General features: G+C 53.8%; 22 protein-coding genes, 2 tRNA genes and 1 pseudogene. 7 read left to right on the top strand and 18 right to left on the bottom strand.

The features are described from left to right. Positions 1-160: 160 nt before the first annotated feature. The gene (locus tag POTG_RS00655; RefSeq protein WP_009222856.1) at positions 161-1,606 is read right to left on the bottom strand and encodes a transposase; all 1,446 of its coding nucleotides are present in this window, start codon (positions 1,604-1,606) and stop codon (positions 161-163) included. A 161-nt stretch (positions 1,607-1,767) separates the two neighbouring features. Continuing rightward, positions 1,768-2,724 carry a DMT family transporter gene (locus tag POTG_RS00650; RefSeq protein WP_009222855.1) on the bottom strand — a complete coding sequence of 319 codons (957 nt, stop codon included), beginning with the start codon at positions 2,722-2,724 and terminating at the stop codon, positions 1,768-1,770. A gap of 133 nt (positions 2,725-2,857) precedes the next feature. On the opposite strand from POTG_RS00650, the gene POTG_RS00645 reads away from it, so the two are divergent. Further along, a complete protein-coding gene (locus POTG_RS00645) occupies positions 2,858-4,354 on the top strand; it encodes an aminotransferase-like domain-containing protein (protein ID WP_009222854.1) in 1,497 nt (498 codons plus the stop codon). A gap of 156 nt (positions 4,355-4,510) precedes the next feature. On the opposite strand, the gene POTG_RS00640 is transcribed toward POTG_RS00645, so the two are convergent. Continuing rightward, positions 4,511-4,738, bottom strand: coding sequence for a YqzE family protein (locus POTG_RS00640; protein WP_009222853.1), 228 nt, complete (start codon positions 4,736-4,738; stop codon positions 4,511-4,513). A 161-nt stretch (positions 4,739-4,899) separates the two neighbouring features. Between POTG_RS00640 and POTG_RS00635 the strand changes: the two genes are divergently transcribed. Next, entirely contained in the window at positions 4,900-5,610 is a 711-nt protein-coding gene (locus tag POTG_RS00635) for an N-acetylmuramoyl-L-alanine amidase family protein (protein WP_009222852.1), read from the top strand. Here the strand turns inward: POTG_RS00635 and POTG_RS00630 are convergent. The 3 genes and pseudogenes from POTG_RS00630 to POTG_RS00620 all read right to left on the bottom strand — a co-directional run. Beyond that, entirely contained in the window at positions 5,597-6,520 is a 924-nt protein-coding gene (locus tag POTG_RS00630) for a divergent polysaccharide deacetylase family protein (RefSeq protein ID WP_009222851.1), read from the bottom strand. The two genes, POTG_RS00635 and POTG_RS00630, sit on opposite strands and share 14 nt — an antisense overlap. A 33-nt stretch (positions 6,521-6,553) precedes the next feature. After that, positions 6,554-7,078 (bottom strand): putative ABC transporter permease, encoded by a 525-nt coding sequence (locus POTG_RS00625; RefSeq protein ID WP_009222850.1) that lies wholly within the window; start codon positions 7,076-7,078, stop codon positions 6,554-6,556. Between the two features lie 156 nt (positions 7,079-7,234). Further along, a pseudogene (locus POTG_RS00620) lies at positions 7,235-7,792 on the bottom strand (LysR family transcriptional regulator substrate-binding protein); the annotation flags it as partial. Between the two features lie 239 nt (positions 7,793-8,031). On the opposite strand from POTG_RS00620, the gene POTG_RS00615 reads away from it, so the two are divergent. Both POTG_RS00615 and POTG_RS00610 read left to right on the top strand, forming a co-directional pair. Beyond that, positions 8,032-8,526 carry a hypothetical protein gene (locus POTG_RS00615; RefSeq protein WP_036643696.1) on the top strand — a complete coding sequence of 165 codons (495 nt, stop codon included), beginning with the start codon at positions 8,032-8,034 and terminating at the stop codon, positions 8,524-8,526. A gap of 117 nt (positions 8,527-8,643) precedes the next feature. Beyond that, positions 8,644-9,546, top strand: a complete 903-nt coding sequence (locus POTG_RS00610; RefSeq protein WP_009222847.1) for a D-isomer specific 2-hydroxyacid dehydrogenase family protein — start codon at positions 8,644-8,646, stop codon at positions 9,544-9,546. Between the two features lie 57 nt (positions 9,547-9,603). Here POTG_RS00610 and POTG_RS00605 read toward each other — a convergent pair. Beyond that, positions 9,604-9,688, bottom strand: a tRNA-Leu gene (locus POTG_RS00605). A gap of 195 nt (positions 9,689-9,883) precedes the next feature. Between POTG_RS00605 and POTG_RS00600 the strand changes: the two genes are divergently transcribed. Next, positions 9,884-11,074, top strand: coding sequence for an ROK family protein (locus POTG_RS00600; protein ID WP_009222846.1), 1,191 nt, complete (start codon positions 9,884-9,886; stop codon positions 11,072-11,074). Positions 11,075-11,126: 52 nt separating this feature from the next. Here the strand turns inward: POTG_RS00600 and POTG_RS00595 are convergent, their stop codons facing one another. Continuing rightward, positions 11,127-11,996: a helix-turn-helix transcriptional regulator gene (locus tag POTG_RS00595; RefSeq protein ID WP_009222845.1), complete on the bottom strand. Its 870-nt coding sequence runs from the start codon at positions 11,994-11,996 to the stop codon at positions 11,127-11,129. 155 nt (positions 11,997-12,151) lie between these two features. On the opposite strand from POTG_RS00595, the gene POTG_RS00590 reads away from it, so the two are divergent. Then, complete coding sequence (locus POTG_RS00590; protein ID WP_009222844.1) at positions 12,152-13,450, top strand: alpha-glucosidase/alpha-galactosidase; 1,299 nt, start codon at positions 12,152-12,154, stop codon at positions 13,448-13,450. 14 nt (positions 13,451-13,464) lie between these two features. On the opposite strand, the gene POTG_RS00585 is transcribed toward POTG_RS00590, so the two are convergent. The 7 genes from POTG_RS00585 to POTG_RS00560 all read right to left on the bottom strand — a co-directional run bounded on the left by POTG_RS00585 (position 13,465) and on the right by POTG_RS00560 (position 19,964). Further along, the gene (locus POTG_RS00585) at positions 13,465-14,292 is read right to left on the bottom strand and encodes a carbohydrate ABC transporter permease (protein WP_009222843.1); all 828 of its coding nucleotides are present in this window, start codon (positions 14,290-14,292) and stop codon (positions 13,465-13,467) included. Continuing rightward, a complete protein-coding gene (locus POTG_RS00580; RefSeq protein WP_083791393.1) occupies positions 14,285-15,181 on the bottom strand; it encodes a carbohydrate ABC transporter permease in 897 nt (298 codons plus the stop codon). The genes POTG_RS00585 and POTG_RS00580 overlap by 8 nt, the downstream gene beginning before the upstream one ends. Positions 15,182-15,284: 103 nt before the next feature. Next, positions 15,285-16,637, bottom strand: coding sequence for an ABC transporter substrate-binding protein (locus POTG_RS00575; RefSeq protein WP_009222841.1), 1,353 nt, complete (start codon positions 16,635-16,637; stop codon positions 15,285-15,287). Positions 16,638-16,836: 199 nt separating this feature from the next. Continuing rightward, the gene (locus POTG_RS00570; RefSeq protein ID WP_009222840.1) at positions 16,837-18,657 is read right to left on the bottom strand and encodes a cache domain-containing sensor histidine kinase; all 1,821 of its coding nucleotides are present in this window, start codon (positions 18,655-18,657) and stop codon (positions 16,837-16,839) included. Positions 18,658-18,660: 3 nt separating this feature from the next. Then, positions 18,661-19,308, bottom strand: coding sequence for a helix-turn-helix transcriptional regulator (locus POTG_RS00565; RefSeq protein ID WP_009222839.1), 648 nt, complete (start codon positions 19,306-19,308; stop codon positions 18,661-18,663). Further along, positions 19,305-19,658 carry a hypothetical protein gene (locus POTG_RS22620; protein WP_009222838.1) on the bottom strand — a complete coding sequence of 118 codons (354 nt, stop codon included), beginning with the start codon at positions 19,656-19,658 and terminating at the stop codon, positions 19,305-19,307. Before POTG_RS22620 ends, POTG_RS00565 begins: the two co-directional genes overlap by 4 nt. Before the next feature lie 108 nt (positions 19,659-19,766). Then, positions 19,767-19,964: a hypothetical protein gene (locus tag POTG_RS00560; protein ID WP_009222837.1), complete on the bottom strand. Its 198-nt coding sequence runs from the start codon at positions 19,962-19,964 to the stop codon at positions 19,767-19,769. A gap of 130 nt (positions 19,965-20,094) precedes the next feature. Here POTG_RS00560 and POTG_RS00555 point away from each other — a divergent pair, with 130 nt between their 5' ends. Continuing rightward, positions 20,095-20,880 carry a lipase family protein gene (locus POTG_RS00555; RefSeq protein ID WP_009222836.1) on the top strand — a complete coding sequence of 262 codons (786 nt, stop codon included), beginning with the start codon at positions 20,095-20,097 and terminating at the stop codon, positions 20,878-20,880. A 63-nt stretch (positions 20,881-20,943) separates the two neighbouring features. Here the strand turns inward: POTG_RS00555 and POTG_RS23495 are convergent, their stop codons facing one another. The 3 genes from POTG_RS23495 to POTG_RS00545 all read right to left on the bottom strand — a co-directional run bounded on the left by POTG_RS23495 (position 20,944) and on the right by POTG_RS00545 (position 23,266). Beyond that, entirely contained in the window at positions 20,944-21,147 is a 204-nt protein-coding gene (locus POTG_RS23495) for a hypothetical protein (RefSeq protein WP_009222835.1), read from the bottom strand. A gap of 317 nt (positions 21,148-21,464) precedes the next feature. Next, positions 21,465-21,549: transfer RNA gene (locus POTG_RS00550), tRNA-Leu, on the bottom strand. 100 nt (positions 21,550-21,649) lie between these two features. Next, a complete protein-coding gene (locus tag POTG_RS00545) occupies positions 21,650-23,266 on the bottom strand; it encodes a glycoside hydrolase family 5 protein (protein WP_009222833.1) in 1,617 nt (538 codons plus the stop codon). Between the last annotated feature and the right edge of the window lie 134 nt (positions 23,267-23,400).

Genomic DNA, 23,400 nt, shown 5'->3' with positions numbered 1-23,400 from the left:
GTCCATTTGCCCCAATTCGCGAAAAATAACTGCAGTTTTGCAGGCTTTCGCTGAAAAATCAGGATTTCCCCGAAAAAAACTGCACTTTAAGTCAATTTCATAATTCAATTTATTAGCTACTGCAGGTAACCAATTTCGAGGTGTACATTTTCAAAAAAAGTTACGCGGCTTGTTTGGTCAAACGGATGTTCATGTTCAAATAATCCAGCGCATATTTAGACACATTGTACGCTAGGTAACTTAGTTCGAGATCGACGAACGCACGTTTTTTGAGCCTTCGTGTAGTGCCCATGCCAAAGTATAACTTCAGATATGCAAAGACGCGTTCAATAGCGGTCCGCTGCTTAAACAATTCGGCAAACTTCTCGCTTCCCCGGCCAGGTGCTGTGTATTTGCGGACGTCGGTTTCTATCCGGATTTTATACACCTTCTGGCAACCTGTAGCTTGCAGCGGACATTCCTTGCATTCTTTCGGACGGGTAAATTTCACGTTGCCCCCCTTGGGGTCGTAGCTGTCATAACGGTACGGATGGCCTTGTTCACACAGCGGACGATAATATTTGTCTTCCTTCAAAGGCAGCTTGGTGCGGTGAATTAACGGGATAATCGGAAAAGCACCTAACTTGCGGATTTGTCGGTATACCGCTTCGCCGTCATAGCCCTTATCAGCCAAAACGTGCTTAACCTGCAGATCCGGAAATCGCTCCTGAAGTCGCTTCAGCAGCATAATGGCCGGTCTCTGGTCACTGACATGAGCGGAGCAGGTCTCGCCGGCAACAATATATTGGCTTGCCGTGTCGACGAGCAGATTCGCCTTGTACCCGTACCAGAATTTCACGCGGTGGGTGCCTCGCGGATCGCCTTTTGCGCCAGTGCTTGGGTATTGCGGCATATCGCGGGCGAGTTCTTCGTAACTGGCTGGCAACATGTCGGCTACTCCCCGTTCGAAGAAACCAAGCGACGCTTCGTAAGCATCCATTTGCTTCCGCCACTCGTCCCATTCCGCTTTCGGGATTCTCCCGCGTTTGGAACGTTTGGGCTTCTCCGGCTTGGCTTCCTGGGACGGCGTGCATGTGTCCGCGGAGAACAAGGCAGGGTCTTCGTCAACGAGAGGGCTGGAAGAAGTCGTCGTCTTCCCTTCATCCAGCTTCGAATTTCGGTCGAAGGCCTCAATGTGGGACGAATCTATTGCCAGAACCTCACCCGAAAGAAACCCTGCGGCAATTGCCTGGTCTACCACTGTATCCAGAACGTGTCTCAGTACGCCGCTTTGAGCCAGCCTGGCTACAAGGCGGGAATAGGCGGCTTCACTCGGTACCCGGTCCGAATCGGTAAAGCGGCATAACCTTCTGAATTCGGAACTGGTTCGCAGACGCTTGATCAGATCTTTCGTATAGCGGATATGTTCCAGTTTTCCAATAATGAGGGAATACATCATCGCTCTGGTATTTAAACTTTCGGAGCGGCCGCGGGTACTTTTTTTGCTAACGGCATGCAGGATGATCCCCATGGGGACGTGTTCTAGAATGGCACTGTATTTTGCCTCATCCGCCATTCCCATTAATTCCTCGAAGGAAAATAGCTCTGCTTGTTGAATACCATACATGGGAGTACTCCTTTCTCGTGGTTGGTGTGGTAACCTTTACTTCGAGATTTTGGGGAGGTACTCCTTTTTTACATGCTGAAAAACCTTATCCCACAAGGGGTTACAAATTATGAAATTGACTTCTTTTGCAGCTTTCTCCGGGCAAATACCTCCGGCGGACCCTATGAACCCGCCGCCGAACCCGTACCTCCCTCTGCGGCGGCCTGCGCCGTCAATCGTGCCGGTCGGCTGAGCAGCTGGCGCAAGCTGTCCAGATTGGTCAACACCGTGCCGGCGATAATCGCGACCCCGCCCAACACCGCAAACCATCCGGCCGTTTCTCCGTAAAACAATACGCCAATCGTCATCGCAATCAGCGGCGATACGTACAGCCAAGTTGACGGAAACACCGGGTTGGTCTTGGCCACCAGCCAGTAAAACAAGCTGTGCCCCACCATCGAACCCACCACGGTTAAATATAACAGCGAGCCTAAGGCAGTCGGCTCTAGCAGGTCCCCCGCCGTCACCCGCTCGGTGAAGCCCGACAGGAGGAACAGCAGCAAGCCGCCGTAAATCATTTGTGCGGCGTTCAGCGCAATCGGCGACACCGCTGCAAAATTCTCAGTGACTCGTTTGGTATACAGAGCGCCGATCGAATACATTACTTCCCCGGTCAAAATCGCCGCGCAACCGATTACCCAGCGGGGTCCGGCCTGTACCGACACCATGTTGGGCAGCACCAGCAGCATGACCCCGGCCAAACCGATCATGATGCCCAGGACGGCGCGTCCCGTCGCTTTTTGCCGCAGCACCATCATCTGCAGCAGCAGGATCATCAGCGGCCCTGTAGCCGATAATACCGCAGCGACGCCGGACGTGACGTATTGCTCCGCCCAATAAAGTAACGCAAACGTCCCGAAGGTCAGCAAAGCTCCCGTCACCAGCATTTCCTTGCGCAGCAGCAGGGTCCACTCCGCTTTTTTTCTCCAAACCATCCACAGAAACAGAATCGCCCCGGCCGCGAAGAAGCGGATCCCCGCGGAGAAAAACGGAGGCGCCGCATGATCTACCCCGATTTTTATCGCTAAAAACGTCGTGCCAAATACGAGACATACGATCAAATAGTTGACCACAATCATGGAAATCTTCCCCTTTCAGCTGTTGAAATGTATCATACAGGAAAGAGGACAGAACAGATGACTCATCATAGAACAGATACTCGGTTTTTATGTATAAAATAGACTCACGCCACAAAGCGAAGGAGAGATGGCGATGAACATAAGGCCAAAGCCGGCAGAGCCTGGGAGGATTCGGTATACGCAAGTGTATAAGTATATCCTGGACCGGATTCATCGGGGGGATTGGAAGGCGCACGATAAGCTGCCCTCCGTGCGTGAGTTAGCGGGCGAGCTGCAGCTTCACCGGTTAACCGTCTTCCGGGCCTACGGGCTGCTGAAGGAGCAAGGATACATTTACGTCAAGGAAAAATCCGGTTATTACGTGTCCGGAGGCCGACCGTATACTGATTCCGCCGAACCCGAGGATGCGAGCAACACCCGTTCCAACCTGACCACCGGCGGAGCAGGCGGAACAACGTTTAACGCTCTAGCTCGGCACGGGACCGGTCATCTGCAGAATACCTTAAGCGAGATTCACCAGATCCCAGCGGTCTACTCTTTCTCCCAAGCGCTCATCGACCCGAACCTGCTGCCGAATCTGTTCCTGTCAGACCACGTGAAGCAGGTGTTCGACCGTTATCCTAAGCTGCTGGGCACCTATTCCTCCGTCCAGGGGGACGAGGAGCTGCGGGAACTGCTCTGTGCGGATATGCAGCGAAAAGATAAGCTTCAAGTCTCCTGCGACGAGCTGCTGATCACGACCGGCGGCCAGCAAGCGATCGACCTGCTGGCTGGCGTTTTTCTTCGTCCGATGGATTATGTGTTGGTGGAACGCCCAACCTACAGCTCGGCGCTCGATTGCTTCCGTCAGCGGGGCGCGCGTCTCCTCCCTGTGGAGATTCATCGGGACGGATATGACCTCGACCTTGTTGAGGGTTATATGAAGCGCCATAAACCCCGGATGTTTTATATGAATCCTACATTTCATAATCCGACGGGATTTATCGTGCCGGCCAGCCAACGCAAGCGGCTGGTGGAGCTGGCCGAGCGCTACGGCTGCCTGATCGTCGAGGACGACGCGGTTCATGACGTTTATTTCGATGCGCCGCCTCCCCCGCCGCTCTATTCCTACGATACGGAAGGCTGGGTTGTATACCTGCGCACCTTCAGCAAATACCTGGCGCCGGGGCTGCGTATATGCGCCGTTGCCGCTCGCGCGGCGGTAATGGCCCCGCTGCTGACGGCCAAATCGCTGGCCGACAACGGCACGCCGCTGGTCAACCAGAAGCTGTTCCAGCACTGCTTCGAGTCCGAGCGGCTCCAGCAGCACCTGGAGAAGCTTCGGACGGCGCTGCAGATTCGCCGGGACGTGATGGAGCAAGCGCTTGCCGCCGGCACCGGATGGCAGTGGTACCGTCCGCAAGGCGGATTAAACTTGTGGGTCCGCCTTCCTGAAGGCTTAAGCTCCAATCAACTGCTCACCGAGGGCGTCCGCCGCGGGTTGACGTTCGTCCCCGGAACGATTTGTGATCCCTTGGGGGAAATGGATGACCGGATCCGACTCAGCTTTTCGTTTAAGAATGAGGCACAAATTCGTGAAGGCGTTCACCTGTTGGTCCAGTTAGCGGATGAGTTGGCGCGAGGGGGATGAGTTGGTGCAGGGCAAATGGGCACGAAGGCGAAGATGACGATGGCAATGACAAAGAAAGAATATCCCCGGCTCCCAAGCGCATCTAAAAACAGCCGCCCTCTCCCTTTCGGGACAGAAGGCGGCTGTCATCAATAACCGGGTTCAGCTTCGGCTTACTCAAACTTTCCGTGAGTGAGAAGCCTGTTCTTTTCTCTGGGCTTCTTTCTTCTTTGGCTTGGGAAGCTGCCCGGCCCACAGGGAGATGGAGGACGGGATCATGCCGAACCAGCGCCGGCTCCACGGTTCCTTCGCCTTCGACCGCTCGCGGCGGATTTCCCGCGGGGTTTCCACGTAATCTACTACCCGTTCGGTGATATATTTGACCAATTCGTCACCTTTGGCCATGGAGATAAGCTCCTTTCTCGCATTGTCGTTCTTCGTTAGCCCTAGTTTGCGCCGATTCCCTCCACCTTAAACCCGCAAATCCCCAGACGTATGACCGCAGCCGCGGAATGCATGATTTCCCCGCCGCAGGTTCACTCTATAGAGGAAGTATCTCCTGAAAGGTGAGACAAATGGGAAAAATGATACGATGCCTGTTAACGCTAACGTTGACGGTCTCCATTGCCTTGGGAAGCGGCATCGCTCCGGCCGCGGCGGATGAAGGCAACGACCTCAGGCATGCCTTCCCCGAGCCGGTGATTCTGATCGATGCCGGCCACGGCGGAATCGACGGCGGCACGTCTTATAAACAATATCTCGAAAAGGACATCAATCTCGAAATCGGGCGTCGGCTTTACGTCGTCCTCCGAAGCCACGGCTACCGCGCGATTCTCAACCGGACTGGTGATTACGCCTTAAGCGACGACAACCGCTGGCTTCCAAGCCGCTCGCGGCACCTGCGGGATTTGGCGCAGCGCAAGGAACTTAGCGAACAGTTGCCCGCTTCGATCGTCGTCAGCCTGCATGTCAACTGGGGACGGAATCCGGCCAAACGCGGACCGCTTGTGCTCCATCAGAATGAAGGACGCAGCGCCATACTGGCCGCTTCGATTCAACGGTCGCTGGAGCGGTTTTACCAGCTGGACGTTTCCCGAACCCCGGAGCTTGGCAAGCCGTTTTATTTATTGAACCATATCGATTGTCCGGCTGTAATTGTAGAGATGGGCTTCCTCAGCAACGAGGAAGACCGCGCTATCCTCACGAACAGACGCGGTCAACAGAAGATTGCCGAAGCATTGTATCGCGGCATCGCCGAATACTTTACGGTAATGTAAACCCCGGTCCCAGCTGAAGGCTAGGACTAATTTGTTCCCAGACCAGCTCACTCGTCCCGATGAATTGGACACCTACAGCCTGTAAAATTGGGATGTTCTTTTGCAAGGCGGCCGCGGTTTTCTTACCCTGTACCCCTACATGCCCGATCGTTACGCAGCTATTGCGCTTACCTTTATTTAGGATGTTCAGGACCTGCCGCAGTTGTTTCGTAACATGCGCTTCGCTGCCTACATCGTCCAGAAAAATATCGTTTTCCAGCCGGGGCAGCCCCATCTTCTCGCTTAAGCGGGGAACAACGGACCGAGAGTTCGTTTTGCTGTCAATGAAAAATAACCCCCGCTCGCGGCATACCTCCAAAATCACCGACATCACCCGCTCGTCCTCAGTCACCTTCGAGCCCATATGATTGTTCATCCCGATGGCATAGGGAACTTGGTCAATCGCGGCTTCAACCCTTTGCCGGATCTCCTCGTCTGTCATGCTGGAGAGGATCGCCCCAGGTCCCAACCATTCCGCCTTCCCTTGCTTGGGCTCCATCGGCATATGAATGATCACGTCGTGCCCGTACTCATGCGCCCGCCGGGCATCCTCCTGCGTCGTTTCCAGGAATGGCATGACCGCCACGGTTAATTTGATCGGCAGGTTGAGGATTTCCTCTGTACCGGCCATCCCGTTCCCTAAATCGTCGATAATCACCGCCACCTTGTGGGAAGCGGATCGCGGTTTGAGGGCGGCCTTATGATCTTGTGTTTCTGACTTCAGTTCACTTGATTCCGTGCCCGGGTTCTCTGCTAAATTATTTGCTGTCGGCGCGGCTTGTCCGCTAATCGAGGCCGTTAGCAACAGCGCGGCAAGACCACCGGCAGCCAGTATTGGGATCCGTCGAACCAGTTTTTTGAAATAGGACATGAGGCTTCCTCCTTTCTCTTAAGCAACGATGGGCTAGATCAAGCTCCCGCGATATTCTCTTCGCCGCGTAAGACAGGTCCACGCCAGATCAATGGCAAATAACAATAGTAGCGCCGGCCCAACCACCGGCCATACAGGAGAAACGCTTCGATAGGCCTGTTCCGCCAGCGGGTGCACCACTTTCAGCGTGAATACCGACAGAACGCCCCAATACAACGAAAACTTCAGACAAATATGGCCGCCAAGCTGGAAGCGCAACCCCGAATAATCCCACCATCTCCGACCAAACAACATCAGCAGCAAGCAGCCGCTAACTCCTTCCACTACGGTGGGGATGATTAAGCACAGCAATCCGGTAAGCAGTAGCCGGTGTCCTCCACCCTCCTGGACAAGCCACAGCAACAGAACTGGGGCAACGCCGTACATCGGCTTAAACGGTCCTTTCATAAAACCTTCCTTCCAGAACTCGCCTTGCGTAAAAAGGTTGTACACATTTTCGAGCAGCCAGCCAAATAACGCATACAGCAGAAAGTAAAAAGCGATTTCTCCCGCCGTCAATCCACACCAGCCTCCTTTCTGCTAGTATGACTGTCCCTGTCCGGAAACATGCGCTACGCCGCCCTTACCTGAGCTTGATCCAACCTATAAAAAAAGCCCCCCGGAGAGTGAAGCCTTAAATCAGACTTCTCTCCCCAGGGGTCGGCTCTCTTCCCATCAGCCCTGCACCTGGATCTTCTTCAACGTCTGGACCCGTTCTTGAATTAGCGTAATAAATTCCCGTGCCGCCGCACCAAGGTATTTATCCTTCAGGTACACGATCCCTACCTTCCGGGTCAAAGAAGGATTCCGCAGCGGAAGGAGGCATAATTTTTCCAAATCGTACATTTCCAACAGCGTCTTGGACAGGATCGTTACGCCTGCGCCGGAACGGACTAGCTGCAGCAAGGAATCGATGGTGGTTGTTTCGATGTGGGGGTGCAGCGTAAACCCCTTGATTGCACAAGCCGCATCAACCAGTTGGCGGCAGCGATGCGTCTCGGGAAACATCACCACCGGCTCTTGCGCAATCCGCTTGAAATCGACGGAGGATTGCCCGGCGAGCGGATGATCCGGCGAAGCGACGAAATAGAATTCTTCATTATAGAGAGGAATGACCGCAAACCGTTCGTCTTCCTCCTGCAGGATCGTCACAGCAAAGTCCGCCTCCCCCGATACCAAGTTTTCGACGACGTCTTCGACCCCCAGCAGTTTGAGGTGCAAGCGGGGATGCCGCGGGTAAAATTCACTTTAAACGGACTAACTTCTGCGACTGCATCCATCATTCGCCTTGGAAGGAATAAGCCCTTTCGCAGCAGCTTGACGGAACAACCCTTTTTCCGCACTTATTTAGCCGCCTCCATCGTTCACTTCACCCTTCTCTTTTTTCCGCCAATAAAGGGTTGACCTGAAATGCATTTCATCGATTAAAGTATCTTCAGATAATGAATCGGAACAATCGAGGTGAAGAACCGATGTATGGTTACGAGGAGACGATCGCTGAAATGGAACAGCGCCACGCCGCATGGCTCCAGCTCTTGGACCAATCAGCCGATCGGTTGGAGGAGGCGCTGCTGGAGCTGCCGGTGCCGCAGAACGTAAAGGCGTATGCCTACTTGCAGGGATTAACCCGGTTTCATAACTCGCTGCTTGCCTTGCGTTTGCTTGTCGTTTCCGGTTTCAGCGAGGAGGCAGCCGGTCTGTTGCGTCACATGACAGAAGCGGCGGCGATGGTAAGATACATCTCGATGAGCGGGGATTCGCAAGTATGGCCCCTCGTCGAGGAAGCGGGGTCTGTTCCTTGGGATCCAGCTGACGCCGCCAAACCGGATGGCGTTCCAAACCCGCGAACGCTTGCGGAGCAAGAAGACTGGTTTCCGCCGATTGGCCCCTCCCCGTTTGATGCAACCGACCTGCTTTCCAAGGGGTGCCGACTGGCTGAACTACTGCTGGAAACCCTCCCGGAATAAGGTCCTTATGGCGTTTCTACTGGAGGGTTCAGCGAGAAACCGTCACTTCGTGATATAGTAGAAAACAAGCATGTGACGTGCGTAAGCTGCTGGATCAGGGAGGTTTTAGTAGAAATCATGTTTAACCAAATTGTATGCGCGGACAACGTTGGGCTCGAAGCCTGGGCCTTCGAGGAATTGCAAAAGCACTCGAAACAGCCCATCCTTCGGTTTGACCACGATCCGCAAAGCAAAGACGAGTTAATGGAAAGGATCCAAGGAGCGGATTGTGTCTTGATATCCTGGAGAACGAGAATCGATGATGAGGTGATCGCAAAGAGCCCTGCGATTCGATATATCGGAATGTGCTGCAGCCTGTATGATGAGCGGTCGGCCAACGTCGATATCCCTGCGGCAAGGGCCCGCGGCATCGAGGTTCGTGGCGTCCGGGATTACGGCGATGAAGGGGTTGCCGAATTCATTTTGAGCGAGCTCATCCGTTTGCTCAAAGGCTTGGGCCCGCACCAATGGCAAAGTGAACCGATTGAGCTGCAGCAGCGCAAGCTGGGGATCATCGGGATGGGCGCGACCGGCAAAATTTTAGCGCATCGGGCTTCCGCCTTCGGCATGCAAGTCCAATATTTCAGCCGGAGCCGCAAACCGGATTGCGAGCAGGCAGGGTATGCATATGCTCCGCTTCACGATCTGCTGCAAACCTCAGAAATCATCTCCATGCATTTGCCTAGAAACACCCAGCTCCTTGGGCCCGAAGAATTCGCCGCTTTGGGGCATGGTAAAATTTTGGTGAATACCTCTCTGGGTGCACCATTTGATGCCGCTGCCTTTCGGGAATGGGTCCAAGCGAGCGGAAACTATGCGATTTTTGACGCGGACGGTGCCGGGGAGTTCAAAGCTGAGCTTCACCGCTACCCCCAAATCATCTATACCGCGAAAGTATCGGGTTTCACCCGGGAAGCAAGGGGACGGTTATCCCATAAAGTACTGGACAATCTAACGGGGTATCTTAGCACGAACCCATGAAAAAACAGCCTCCCAACCGCTCCGAAGAGCGAGTTTGCGAGGCTGTTCTTTATAAGATGCGGTCGAGAGGACTCGAACCTCCACGGGGGGTTAGCCCACACGGACCTGAACCGTGCGCGTCTGCCAATTCCGCCACGACCGCATATATATGGGTTGATGCATCGTTTGCAGCAACAGAATTTATATTATCACTTATTTTTTAAAGAGTCAACAAAAAAATACCTAGTCCAACATGCAGATGATAGTTCAGAGGGGCTGGTATTAAGCTCTAACTCCCTTTATACTTGATACTTGAAAATATCCCGATGTATGAACTTGGAAATGGAGACCTTTATCGATGTTGACTCATTCCAATCCTTCAATTAAGAAGCAGATTTATGATCGAATTTCATTTCTCGGCACCGTCTCCAAAGCCGATTTAATGAACGAATTTCCGCTCACCCCCAGCAGCATGACGCGGTTCCTGGAGGAGATGACCTCCCGGGGGCTGCTCGTCATCTCCGGGCTGGGGAACTCGACCGGCGGCCGCAAGCCGATCCTGTTCCAGACCAATCCGAAGTATCGGTATATCTTGGGGCTGGAGATTTCCCGAATTTACTCGGTCCTCGGATTGTATGACATGCATTTGACCCCGTTGTCGCGGGCCCGCTGGAAAATGGACGAACACATGACGCCGGAGGTGCTGTCTGACCTTGTTGCCGACACCGCCAAGACGTTTCTTCAAGAGCACGGCATCACATCCGCCGACGTTCTGGGTCTCGGCATCGGGGCGGTGGGCCCGCTGGATCACCAAAACGGCATCATCCTCGAACCGGAGTGGTTCCCCGCACCTTACTGGAGCCATGTCCCGATCTGTGCCATGCTTGAAGAAAGGCTCGGAATCCCCGCCAAGCTTGACAACGGCGCCAACACAGCGCTGATCGGCGAACACTGGGCGCTGCGCTCGGATACAATCCGGCATGCCCTTTATGTGCATGTTGGCGTAAATATCCGTTCAGCCGCCATGTCGGAAGGCCGGATTCTCCGGGGCGCCGCCGATACCGAGGGAGCGATTGGGCAAATGATCATTCAGATGAATGGGCCAAAGCTCCGCAATAAAGGCAACTCCGGCGCGTTGGAAGCTTTTGTGTCCGTACCTGCGCTGGAAGATCGGGTACGTGCAGAGCTGAAAGCCGGCCGCAGCAGCGTGTTGTCCGGCCTAGCCCCGGAGCAGATCAACTTCGCCACCCTTGTGGACGCTCTGTCGCAGGATGATCCGCTGGTTAAGGAACAATTTCAGGAAACGGCCGTTTGCCTCGGAACCGGATTGGCCAATTTGATTAATGCTTTGCACCCCGAATACGTTGTGCTAGGCGGCCCTCTGATCAGCGCACACCCGCTTGTCTTTGATACCGCGGTGGAGGTCGCCAAGCAAAATGCTTACCATTATCCCGAGTATAATCCGCTGTTCACCCAAGGGCAGCTGACCGAATCCGCCGTGGCCACAGGAGCCGCCTTGATGGTGTTGCAGCGCTGGTCAGGCGAATAGAATATCCCCCAAAGGCGTTGTATGCACAACGTCTTTGGTGTTTTTTAAGCGGCTACCTCTTATCTCCCCTTCCGTTCCCATGCCGATATTCGCTGGGGGACTTACCCGTGGATTTCTTAAATTGGCGTGAGAAGTACAGCGCATCATTAAAACCAACGGACGACGCAATTTGGTCGATCGTTAACGGGCCGGCAAGCAGCTCCTTCGCTTTCTCAATCCTGACCTTCGTTAAATACTGCTTCGGCGACAGTCCTGTCCGGGCCTTGAAGGCGCTGAACAGATGGGCCCGATGGTACCCTAAATTGCGCGCCAGCTCTTCAATGCCGATTTGCTGCGGATATTGCAGCTGGAACCAACGGATCGCCTGCTCCACCTGCCGGTCGATCATTGCCGGCTCCTTCGCAGCGGAACGAGGCAGGTGTTCCCGGTTCGCAACCCCAAAATGATGAAGCAGCAGCGTCACCCAGCCTGCCGCCTCGAGGCTTTCCAAATGCGGGTGATCGCTTTGGCGGAACGACGATCGCAGGCGAGCGTAAAGCTCCCGTAATTCCTCCGGCTCCCCGGAGCTAACCACCGGTTTATCCGGCGTAATGCCGACATCCGCCAGCTGCCGAAGGACACCCGAACCTCTTAACGCAACCCATGCGTAATGCCACGGATCTAGGGAATCCGCCTCGTAAGTGAACAATCCCTCTGGAAAAATGACAAAGGTATCCCCCGTCCGGCAAGAATATTCCTGTCCTCCCCAGGTATACGTCCCCTTCCCTTCAAACACCGTATGCAGCAAAAAATAGTCATGCACGGACGGCCCGATGCGATGGTTCGGGTGCGGCCGCCCTTGTCCGCTAAACAAGACCGTGATGTCCCGCTCCCGGTCATCAGGGTTCATATGGACTTCAAACAAGTCGTGCTCGGGAATCAATCACCACAACCTCCTGAAAGCATAATGGCCTGCTCTCCCTAGCGTAAGGGATGGCAGGCCAAAATACAACATTCCTCCATACTTCCCTTTCATTCCTCCATACCTTTCTTTCAGGTGGAGAGCTATATTGAGGAGGAAAAAGGAGGAGATCTAACATGTCCAAAATTACATTTATCGGGGCTGGAAGTACGGTATTCGCCAAAAACGTGTTAGGCGATTGCATGTTGACTCCCGCGTTGCAGGGCTTCGAGCTGGCTTTGTACGATATCGACCTGCAGCGCCTCAAAGATTCGGAGAACATGCTAAACAATCTGAAGCACAGCAGCGGCAGCACATGCGTCGTGAAAGCCTTCACCGACCGGAAGGAAGCGCTGAGAGGCGCGAAATACGTCATCAACGCCATCCAGGTCGGCGGATACGATCCGTGTACGATTACGGATTTTGAGATTCCGAAGAAATACGGGCTGCGCCAAACGATCGCCGATACAGTGGGGATCGGCGGCATTTTCCGCAACCTGCGGACGATTCCTGTCATGCTGGACTTTGCCGCGGATATCCGTGAAGTTTGCCCGGACGCCTTATTCCTTAACTACACGAACCCGATGGCCGTGTTGACCAACGTCATGAATACATATGGCCAGGTTCGTACCGTTGGTCTCTGCCACAGCGTGCAGGTTTGTGTTCCGGGATTGTTCGACAGCCTGGGGCTGGACGCAACCGGGGTTCAGGCAAAAATCGCAGGCATCAACCACATGGCTTGGCTGCTCGAAGTCACCCGGGACGGCGTTGACCTCTATCCCGAAATCAAACGGCTTGCGGCAGAGAAGCAAAAGCAGCCGCATCATGATATGGTCCGTTTCGAATTAATGTTGAAATTTGGTTACTACGTGACAGAATCGTCGGAGCATAACGCTGAATATCATCCATATTTCATCAAACGAAATTACCCTGAACTGATTGATCGTTTCCAAATCCCGCTGGATGAATACCCGCGCCGCTGTGTCGAGCAAATCTCGAATTGGGAGCGCATGCGCGAGGAGCTCGTCGGCAACCGGGAACTGACGCATGAGCGCACGCACGAATATGCTTCGTACATCATGGAAGCCATTGAAACCAATGTCCCGTTCAAAATCGGCGGCAACGTCATGAATACGGGGCTGATTCCGAACCTCCCGGCCGAAGCCTGCGTGGAAGTTCCCTGCCTCGTGGATGCCAGCGGCGTAACTCCTACCTATGTTGGAAATCTGCCGCCGCAATGCGCTGCCTTAAACCGGACGAACATCAATACCCAGCTCTTGACGATCGAGGCGGCGATCACCCGCAAGAAGGAGCATATCTACCATGCCGCCATGCTGGATCCCCACACGTCCGCTGAGCTGTCCATCGACGATATTATCGCGATGTGTGATGACTTGATCGAAGCGCATGGGGATTGGCTGCCAACTTATCATTAATGGCGAGCCCCTCGTTATTTCACCGACCCGATCATCCCGGCCACAAAATGCTTCTGCATCACGAAGAAAACAATGGCCGTCGGGAGCGTCGAAATGACAATCGCCAGCATGATCAGCCCGTAATCCGGTGAATAGCTGGAACCCAGCGTGGAGATCAGCAGCGGCACCGTCTGCTTCTGAGGTGTTTGCAGCACGATCAGCGGCCACATATAGTTGTTCCAGCTGCTCATAAACGTGATAATCGCCGCTGCCGCATACGTTGTCTTCATCGTAGGCACATAAACGCGGAAGAACATCCCCAGCTCGGATAAACCGTCGATCCGGCCCGCTTCCAGCAGCTCCTTCGGGAACATCTTGGTGCTCTGGCGGAAGAAGAAGATCAGAAACGCTGTCGTCATCGTCGGCAGCACAACCGCGGCCAGCGTGTCGATACCGATCAAGGGCAATAGATTGGTAATTCGGCCGAACATGCGGTAGAGCGGCACCATCAAAGCCGCAAAAGGCAGCATCATCGACAGCAGCAGCACGTTAAATACCATGTCCTTCGCTTTGCTGCGGTAAATCTCGAAGCCATAACCCGCCAGTGAAGCGATCAGCAGGGCGAGCAGCGTCGTGGAGACGGAGACGGCCAGCGAATTCTTAAGCGCATTTAGGATATCAACGGAATCCAGCAGGTTGCGCAGGTTTGCCCCAAAATGGGAGCCCGGCAGCAGCTTGCCCCGGGTGACGTCCACCGACGGGTTTGTCGAGCTCACAATAATCCATAGAAACGGAAAAATCGAGACAAACGCCGCTACGGCAAGGAATACGTACATGGAAATTCGTTTGGCCGCCCTAAGCATCGCGATCACCTGCCACTTTAAACTGGATGATGGATAAGAGAACGATCATCACTACGATGGAATACGACACCGTTGCCGCATACCCGAAATTCGCCGAGTATTTAAACGATAGATTGTAAATGTATTGCGAGATCGTAGAACTGGCATTCCCGGGTCCGCCCTGCGTAATGTTCATCACTTCGTCGAACAGCTGCAGCGTGCCGATCGTCGAGGTGATCGAGGTAAATAAAATAATCGGCTTCAGGAGCGGAATCGTAATTCGGAAAAACTGTGTAACCGCCGACGCCCCGTCGATTTTGGCCGCTTCGTAAATCGTTGGCTCGATATTTTGAATCCCCGACAGGTAAAAAATCATGTTGTATCCGGTCCACCGCCAAGTAATAGCGATAATGATCGTCACCTTCGCCCAGAACGGGTCAGTGATCCAGGGGATCGGTTCGGATATGATGTGCAAATGCAGCAGCATCAGGTTAACCAGTCCGTCGCCTGCAAACAGGTATTTGAAAATCACCGAATAAGCGACCAACGACGTAATGCAGGGCAGGAAAATCGCCGTGCGGAAGAAGCCTTTCCACTTCAAATTCCGGTCGTTTAACACGACAGACAGTACCAACGCCAGCAATACCATGATGGGCACCTGTACGATCAGGTAGATCAACGTATTTTTGACCGCTGTCAGGAACATGGAGTCCGTGAACAACCGCCGGTAATTCCCCAGCCCGTGATAGGTCAGGTTCGAACCGGTGCCGGTTTGCAGCGACAGGAGAAAGGCTTGGATCATCGGATAAAAATAAAACCAAGCAATCATCAGCACAGCTACAATGACAAATGACCAACCGACAATCGAAGTTTTCCAGCGTAAGCGCAGCGCAGGCCCGGATGCTCTCATTGATTTCATCTCCTTCTCTTTGTAGTCCATAAGGCCGTCAGGAACCAACGAAACCTTGAACTTGGAACAGCCCAAGGTTGTCGTCGGTTCCTTCAAGCTTCGCTTATTGCAGCTGGGATTCGGCCTGGGCCTGGGCGTCGCGCATGACGCTGTCCACGTCTTTGCCGTTTAAGTAATTTTGGACTTCGATCACCAGAATGTCCTCAATCGCATAGGTGTGCAGGCCGTAATTGACCTTTGGCACTTCTTCCGTCCATTTGGCGAAATCGGCGTAAATCTTCTGGCCGCCAAAGAATTCGTCGGCTCTATCATAAGCTGCACCGCTGGACGCTGCCTTCAGCGAACCAATCGCGCCGATCTTCTCCAGAAGCAGGGAGTAGAACTCGCTGTCCGAACCAAACGTTTCCGCCAGGAAATTCGCTGCCACGTCCTTACCATCCAGGTTCATTACGTACCAGGAGCTGCCGCCAAGGCTGGAGGCGTTCACCGATGCGGCGCTTCCCGCCAGCTTCGGCGTTGGGACAACCGCCCATTTACCGGATTGGGAAGCCTCGGCTTTGACGGACGGCGTAATCCAGTTACCGGTAGGCACTGTCGCCACATCCCCGTTGTTAAAGGCTGCCAGGAACTGGCTCCAGTCCGAATTTATCTTGACGATATTCGCATCAAACATCGCTTTGTACGTCTCCAGCGCTTCCTTGATCACCGGATTGTCTGCCAAATTTGGCGTTTTGCCGTCCTCCTTCAGATACCACTCTCCCGCCGACTGCGCCATCACCCGGATCAACCCGAGGTCGTTAGGGTCTTGGGTCAGCATGTCTTTGCCGGTGACTTCCTTGATCTTCTTGCCGATTTCGATGTATTGATTCCAATCGATATTCGTCACATCGTCCAAGGTATATCCCGCTTGCTCCAGGTAATCCGTCCGCACGTACAGCCCCGTCGCCCCGGAGTCAAACGGAACGCCGTATTGCTTGCCGTTATAGCTGGTCGGCCCGATTTTGTACTCGGCGAAATCCTCTGCTTTGATCACGTCGGACATATCGCGGAACGCATCAGGGTAAGCCTGCAGGAAGTTTTGCGCCCGGTAGTCTTCAATCAGCACGATGTTCGGCAGCCCTTTGGTCGTTCCCGAATTGAGCCCGGTGTTCAGCTTCTGAACGATATCGTCCTGCGCATATTCCACGATGTTCACCTTCACGTCCGGATGCTTCGCTTCGTAACGTTCTTTAGCCAGGTTCAATGCCGCAATGTTAAAGTTGGGATCCCAAGCCCAAACCGTGATTTCTTGGCTGCCTTGCGACTCCCCACCGCCGCTTCCTGCACCCGGATCGGCCGAATTGCCCGTATTCGCCGCATTCCCAGCGTTGCCGGAATTTCCGGAGCCTCCGGAACAAGCGGACACCACCAGCGTCAGCAGCAAGCTGGCAAGCAACACAATTAAGCTTTTTCTCATTTCGGTTCATCCCCCTCGTGTTTAATGATGGGCAGCGCTTTCAACCTTGAAGTAAGCGCTTCCTTTTATTCGCTTTTAGGATAGCATTGCGATTGAACCGGCCGTTAGGAATATCTTTGTGTGGTTTGGTGATTTTCTTGTCCATGTTGGGAAAGCGCTTTGGCGACAGTAGTCTTTTCTTTGGAAAATGGGAAAATCTTTAGACCGCATCCCCGGTGACCTCCGCTTCCTCTATCAACGGGAGCACAATGCGAATTTGCGTCCCTTCCCCTTTGACAGTGGAAATTTGCACACCGTAGGACTCTCCGTACAACAGCTTGATCCGGTGATTGACGTTCTGAATGCCGATGCCCGCAAGTTTCCGTCTCCGCCCCTTGGAAGTGTCCGGTACCGATTCCTTAGAGGTTCGTTGCTCCAGCATCAGCTCCTGCCCGCCATGTTCCATCCCGTCCCCGTTGTCCGCCACTTCACAAACAAGCGAGTGCTCCGTTTTCGAGATCAGAATGTAGATCGTGCCTTCGGTTTTCACGTTAAACGCATGGAAAAAGGCGTTTTCGATAAACGGCTGAAGCATGAGCTTAGGGACCTTGCAATGCATGCAGTCAGGCGATACGAAATAGCTCACCTTGATTCGGTCGCCGTACCGGACTTGTTTGATGAATACGTAGTTTTTCAAGTTCTCCAGTTCCTGCTCGATCGTGATCGTTTCGTTGGCATTGCTGATCGTATTTTGCAGCAAGGATATCAGCGCATTAATCGTCTCGGCGGCGGTCTCCTTATTGCCCTTCTGGACCAGCAGCTTGATCGAAGCCAGTGTATTGTACAAAAAATGCGGGTTGATCTGCCGCTGCAATGCGGCGAGTTCGGCGTTCCGCTGCTCCTTCTGCGTCTCCAACAGCCGCTGCACATAATCGTTTAGTTCGTCCAGCATATAGTTAAACGCCTTGCTGAGCTCTCTCACCTCATAGCTGCCGCTGACGGAGATATAATTGCGGAAATTCTTCTTCGTGATCGTCGACATCAGCCGAACCAAACGGGTTAACGACAGCGTCAACCGGCGTGAAATGACGAACACAACTAACAGCGCAACGCCAATGATGGTCAAGCAGATCAGCGCCACTTGGCGGATATTGATAATCTGCCCGGCGGTGTACTGCCGGTCGATCAGATTCACCAGATAGAAGCGATAGGGCGGAAGCTCATTCGCCAGAATGATGGCATCTTGACCAAACGCTGTACCGTTTAAATAATCGAGCCGGTCGCGCTTCAGCGTCTCAACATCGCGCAGCAGCTCCGGCGACTTGCCGCCGATCAGCTCCGCGCGGTTGCTGGAGACAATGACGCCTGTCGGGTCGAGTACCAGGACATCGTTGCCGTTGCTGGTAAAGTTGGCAAAAAAACGCCGAAACTCTGATTCCCGAATCGCGATATAGAGCATCCCGTAACTAAGACCGCCGGTTCGGTCGACCAACGCTTTCGTAGCCACGATAAACCGTTCCTTGCCCGCTTTCCCGTCCCGTTCATCGTATTGGTACAGTACCCGCAGCGGCTCGGCCGCGGCTTGGCGGGTTAACGGATCATCGGCAAGATCCTGCCGAGACACCGGCCAATAGTTCGGATCGGTGGAATAGCTGCGCCCATTTACCCCGATAATGGTGACAGCCACGTCATATGCCCCCAGATTGGACGAGATTTGCTCCATCTGCTCCGCCATACGGTAGTAGACCTTCGACATCGCCACCGAATTCGTATCCCCGCCGGTGAGATACGTCTTGACCGAGCCGCTTTGCGAGGCAAAAGTGACGGCGTTAACGACAGAGTCGTTAAATGATTCCAGTCCGGTATTGATCTGATTCAGCACCTTTCCATTGGTGATACTGAACGTCTCAGCGAACAGCCGCTCCGCCATACGGATGGTAATCAACGAGGTGAGCAGGCACACGGCAACAATACTGACCGTCATTACGACGAACAGCTTGGATATCAGGCGGCTGCGGCGAAATTTTTCGATCAGCTTCATCCGTCATCCCCTCTTGGCGAGCTGTTGCCGGCGGTATTCCCGCGGCGACAACCCCATTTGTTTTTTGAACACTTTGGTGAAATAACTCGGGTCCGAATAGCCGACGCGGCTGCCGATTTCCGAGATCGGCAACCCGTCCGAACGCAGCAGTTCCTTCGCCTTGGCAATCCGAACTCGGTTCAAATATTCGCTGAACCCCTCATCGTTGTGGGCGGAGAAATAGCTCGATAAATACGACGGATTAAAGTGAAAATGCCGGCTAAGCGAGCTTAAGGTGAGCGGTTCGCCATAGTGCTCCTCGATATAGTCGAGCAGCAGCTTCATGTTGCCGTCGCTGGGGAGCGGAACGCGGGCGGCTACTAGCGGTTCCACTTCGCTTAGGAACGCGTTAAACGCCTGTAAAGCACCGGCGGCATCCCGGGCTTCATCGATCGCTTTGAAATAAGCGTATTTTAATCCGTCCAGTTCCTTCGCTTCACGGTGAAGCTCCAAGGTGGCAATTGTGACATGGAAGACAGCGTTCCCCAGGAACGATTTGAATTCAAAAGGCGTTTGCAAGTAACTGCCGGCCGCTTCGGCGGCGAGCTCCCGCAATCTCGCGAATACTTCCTCCGCCTGCCCCCGCTTCAGTCCGGACAGCAGTTCCTTCATGTCGAACGCAGGAAGCGCGCGAGCCGGAGGCGCTCATCCGCCTGTAGGACGGTTTTCCCCGGAAAATAAAACCGAAAGCCCAGCAGCTTCTGCCAATCATCCCGATACACTTTCCCCAAGTCGCTCAGCTCTGTAAATTCGCCGCCGATAACCCACGTTGTCTCCGGCATTGCCTCCGCCTTGTTCCGCGCGTACTCGCGAATCGCCTCGATCACTTCCTGGCTGTACGCACCGGAAAAATTCAGCAGCATCAGCAACCTTTTGTCCCCAGTAAAAATACTTTGGAACCGCACCGGAACAGACAGCTCGCATAATCGGCTTTCCAGCCCTGTCGCAAGCCCCTCCACCATAAATGTTCACTTCTGATGACAGCGGTTACATAAAAAGTTGAAACGGCGAAATCCCGCCGCTTCAACGTCACCGCAGGTTCAGCCGATAATTCACGGCGTATTCCGCCTCTAAATAAACAGGATTAAGACCAGCACAACCGCCAGCACGCCGATGGCGTACATCACGCCCAGCCGGAGCCAATTTCGGCCCGTTTGTTGGGTATAACGCGGATTTTCCTCCTGGTTGCTTTGCGATTGCCCGATCCTTATCGTCGCGATCAAACCAAATGCCAAGATTAGAATAATGACTAGAATTAACCACACCATACTGCCACCCTTACCTTCCTATAGGAGTCGTCGTCCCTATTATATAAGACCGGGTCAATGGCGTACTATAGCATCTTCCTTCCTTGCGCTTAATATATTTGAAATCAGGAAGACGCAGGGAGGGTGGAATATGGAACTTAACCAGAATCAAGTCCAGCGCGCGATGTTCTTAGCCGCAGTGTGCAGCCAGACCTATGCGCAATTCAAAAATCCGGACGGTTCATTTGTCCTTCCGCCTCCCTATGCGCTGTACGATACGCTTGAAGCGAAATCTTTGATCGGAGTATGGGAACGCTTCGGATTTATTTGGCATTCGCCGGATGAGATCATCATCGCTTTCCGGGGAACAAGCTCGGCCTCCAATTGGATCGCCGATGCCATCGCAACCCAGCAGAAATTCAAATGGGCCAAGGATGCCGGCAGCACGCACCGGGGATTTACCGGGATTTATGCATCGGCCCGCCGCCAGATTCACTCGGCGCTGCGCCGGCTGCCAGAGGACAAAACGTTATATCTCACCGGTCACAGCCTCGGGGCCGCTTTAGCTACGCTATGTGCCATGGATATCGCCGCCAATACGAACCGGGTTCCCATCCTGTTTACGTTTGGTTCTCCCCGCGTTGGAGACCCGGATTTCGTTCAAGCTTTTACTCAGTACGTCCCGAACAGTTACCGAATTCATAACGAATTTGATGCGGTGACCCACATCCCTCCGACTGTGTTCAAGCTGCCCAAACAAGCGAAAACCTACTACTACCGACATGTCCCCGCCTCTTACCCCTTGTACTTCGCCGATACTTCATTATCTACCAATCATGGGATCGGCAGCTATTTTGCCGAATTGGCTAGGCTTGATCCGGGTTACGCACAATATTTATCCACCGTAAACCCTGCCTTCTGCCCGGAACCCTCCTAAGCGCTGAAAAAAGCCGCTGCCCGGCAACATATGCCCGGCTAGCGGCTTTTGAGTTCAATAAGGTTATTTCCCGCCGGCCGGCAGTTTCATGGAAGGCTGCTTACTAATGATCGACGAGTGAACCATCAACCCTTGTTCGTCATATACGATGAAGCCGCCGCTTCCTTCCGTGTTCACGGTAATCGTCCGCCCGGCCAAGGAAGGCTGAATGTTAAACCATCTTGCCTGGCCGCTCGGTTGAATGGTGATCTTCGATGATTTGCTCATCCAGATGCTGAAGCTCCCGGATTAACGTAAGCAACATTTGCTTGATCTGCTCACGCTGCCGCTCTTCATCATCGCAAACCGCCACTCGGAACAATTCGGCCTCACCTCGCTTGGATCGTTGGTCTCCTGCCCGCACTTCTTGAATGATTATCCCTTTCGATCAGAATGCTCACCTTGGTTCTTCTTCCCCTCTGATCCAACGGGATCATGCTGCAAAAGAACGGACCGAAAGGGGCAGATCCGCTGTTCATGCCTAGTATGCAAAAAAGCTCTTAAATTCTACAGGAGAATTCAAGAGCTTCTTACAGTTGAACGAATGCGGTCGAGAGGACTCGAACCTCCACGGGGGGTTAGCCCACACGGACCTGAACCGTGCGCGTCTGCCAATTCCGCCACGACCGCTTAGTGTTACCTCTCCGCGAAAGCCGTTAACCATTTTTCGCGGCGACAAGATATAAAATATCATGCGCCGCGAAAAGAGTCAAGCCTTTTTTTTTTCATTTTATTCCACTGTGATGGCATGTAATTCGATTCGGCCCGCCTCCACACTGACGGTCAGCGTGGTATCCGCTGCCTCGCCAAGCACGGCGCTGAAGCGGCCGACATCACGGCTTGGAGAAAGCGTCATACGCCCTCGCTCAACCCCATCTTGCTTTAGAGTGATCACCGCATCTTCCCGGCAAATCAACTCCAGCGTCGCCGTGTTGCCCGCTTCGATGCCGCAGAACGAATAGGCGGCAAACTCGCCGTCCGTAAGCTCCAGAGCGAGATTTTGCCAGCCGCAGTCAAACCCAAATTTCTTAGGTTGTGGCTCATCCGAGATCGGCACAATTTTCATGCCCGTTTTGGCCCGGTACTTATAAATGTTCCCTTCCGTGCGGCGTCCGCTGAACGAGATGCCTCTGCCCGGCAGCTCATCAAAATCCGTGCCGCGAACCCGGCAGCCCGGCTTGCGGAATACCGACGCTGTCACCTCTGGATGGGGAGTGCAGTTCTCAACCTTGATGTTTTCCAAATAAGCATCAAGAATCTGCCGTGCACGTTCATAACTTGGCCGTGCTCCACCTTCGACATAAGCAAGCAGTTCGTCCCAGCCCTCGGGTTTGTTGACCGAATACGGCGAGTTCGCTCGCTCCATCTTCTTCCACGGCCATAAGTTATAACCGATCCCCAGCGACAAGGATAGCGGATACATCGCCGCAAACCACTCCAGTTCGTTCTCCCCGGTCTCGCCGAGCCATAACGGCTGGTCCAGCGCCTCAGACAGCGCCAGGAACTCCTCATACGCTTCTTTGCCAGGTTTACAGGCATACCGGTGGAAATGGATGACCATATTGGGATCGTAACGTTTATAAAAAACAGCCGTATTCGTCGCCCAATGATGCCCTTCCACTGACAGCAGATGCCGGTCGTCAATCTCCCGAATCGCCGCGATCACTTCCTCATAAAACGCCGCCAGCCGCCGAACGAGAAAATCCTCGTGTTTGCCTTCCATCAGACCGGGACGAACTGGTTCATTTAGCAGGTCGTATCCGCCGACGATCCAGCGATCACGGTACCGCCGGGCCAGCTCCTTCCACAGCTCGATCGCTTTGCTCCAGCTGTCCTCATCGGTGAACAGGCGAGGGAAATCGTCTACCGAGTCGTCAATATTGGCTCCGGTCTGTCCGCCCGGCGCACCATGCAAATCCAAGAAGGCGTAGAGGCCAAACTCCTCGCACCAATCCAAACAACGGTCGATCAATGCAAATCCGTCCTCTTTCCAGCGAATGCCCGGTTCATCCTCCATCAGCACTCTCCAATTCAAAGGAATGCGGACCGAGTTATATCCCTGCTCCGCCATCCGCCGAATATCTTCGCGGGTCACATAGTTCTCTCGGAAACGCTTCCAGAACTGCTCAGCATAATCCCTTCCGGCCAATTCCTGAATGACGGCCTCAATCCGCCGCGGGCGATCGAACCGGGAGTGATGGGATAACCACATATAACCTTCGCACAAGAGCCAATTGCCCAGTCCCCAGCCCGTCAGCAGGATCTCTTCTCCATCCCCGTTGACGATTTTTGTTCCCTCTGCGCGGAGAAAGCCTTTCACCCGCGAGCGATCCGTTTGTTCGAGCATCGTTCATGTCCTCCCCCTGTAGATCGGTTTGTACGCCAATCATTATAGCACCCTATTCCTGCTTGGGAGGGGAATCCCGATATTTGCGCCATCGACCCGAAAAGTGCACACCTCCTGTCCATACCAAAATCAGA

Origin of the sequence: Paenibacillus sp. oral taxon 786 str. D14, assembly GCF_000159955.1 — a bacterium.
In the GTDB taxonomy this organism is placed as follows: domain Bacteria; phylum Bacillota; class Bacilli; order Paenibacillales; family Paenibacillaceae; genus Fontibacillus; species Fontibacillus phoenicis.
This window is presented reverse-complemented; position numbering and strand designations above follow the sequence as displayed.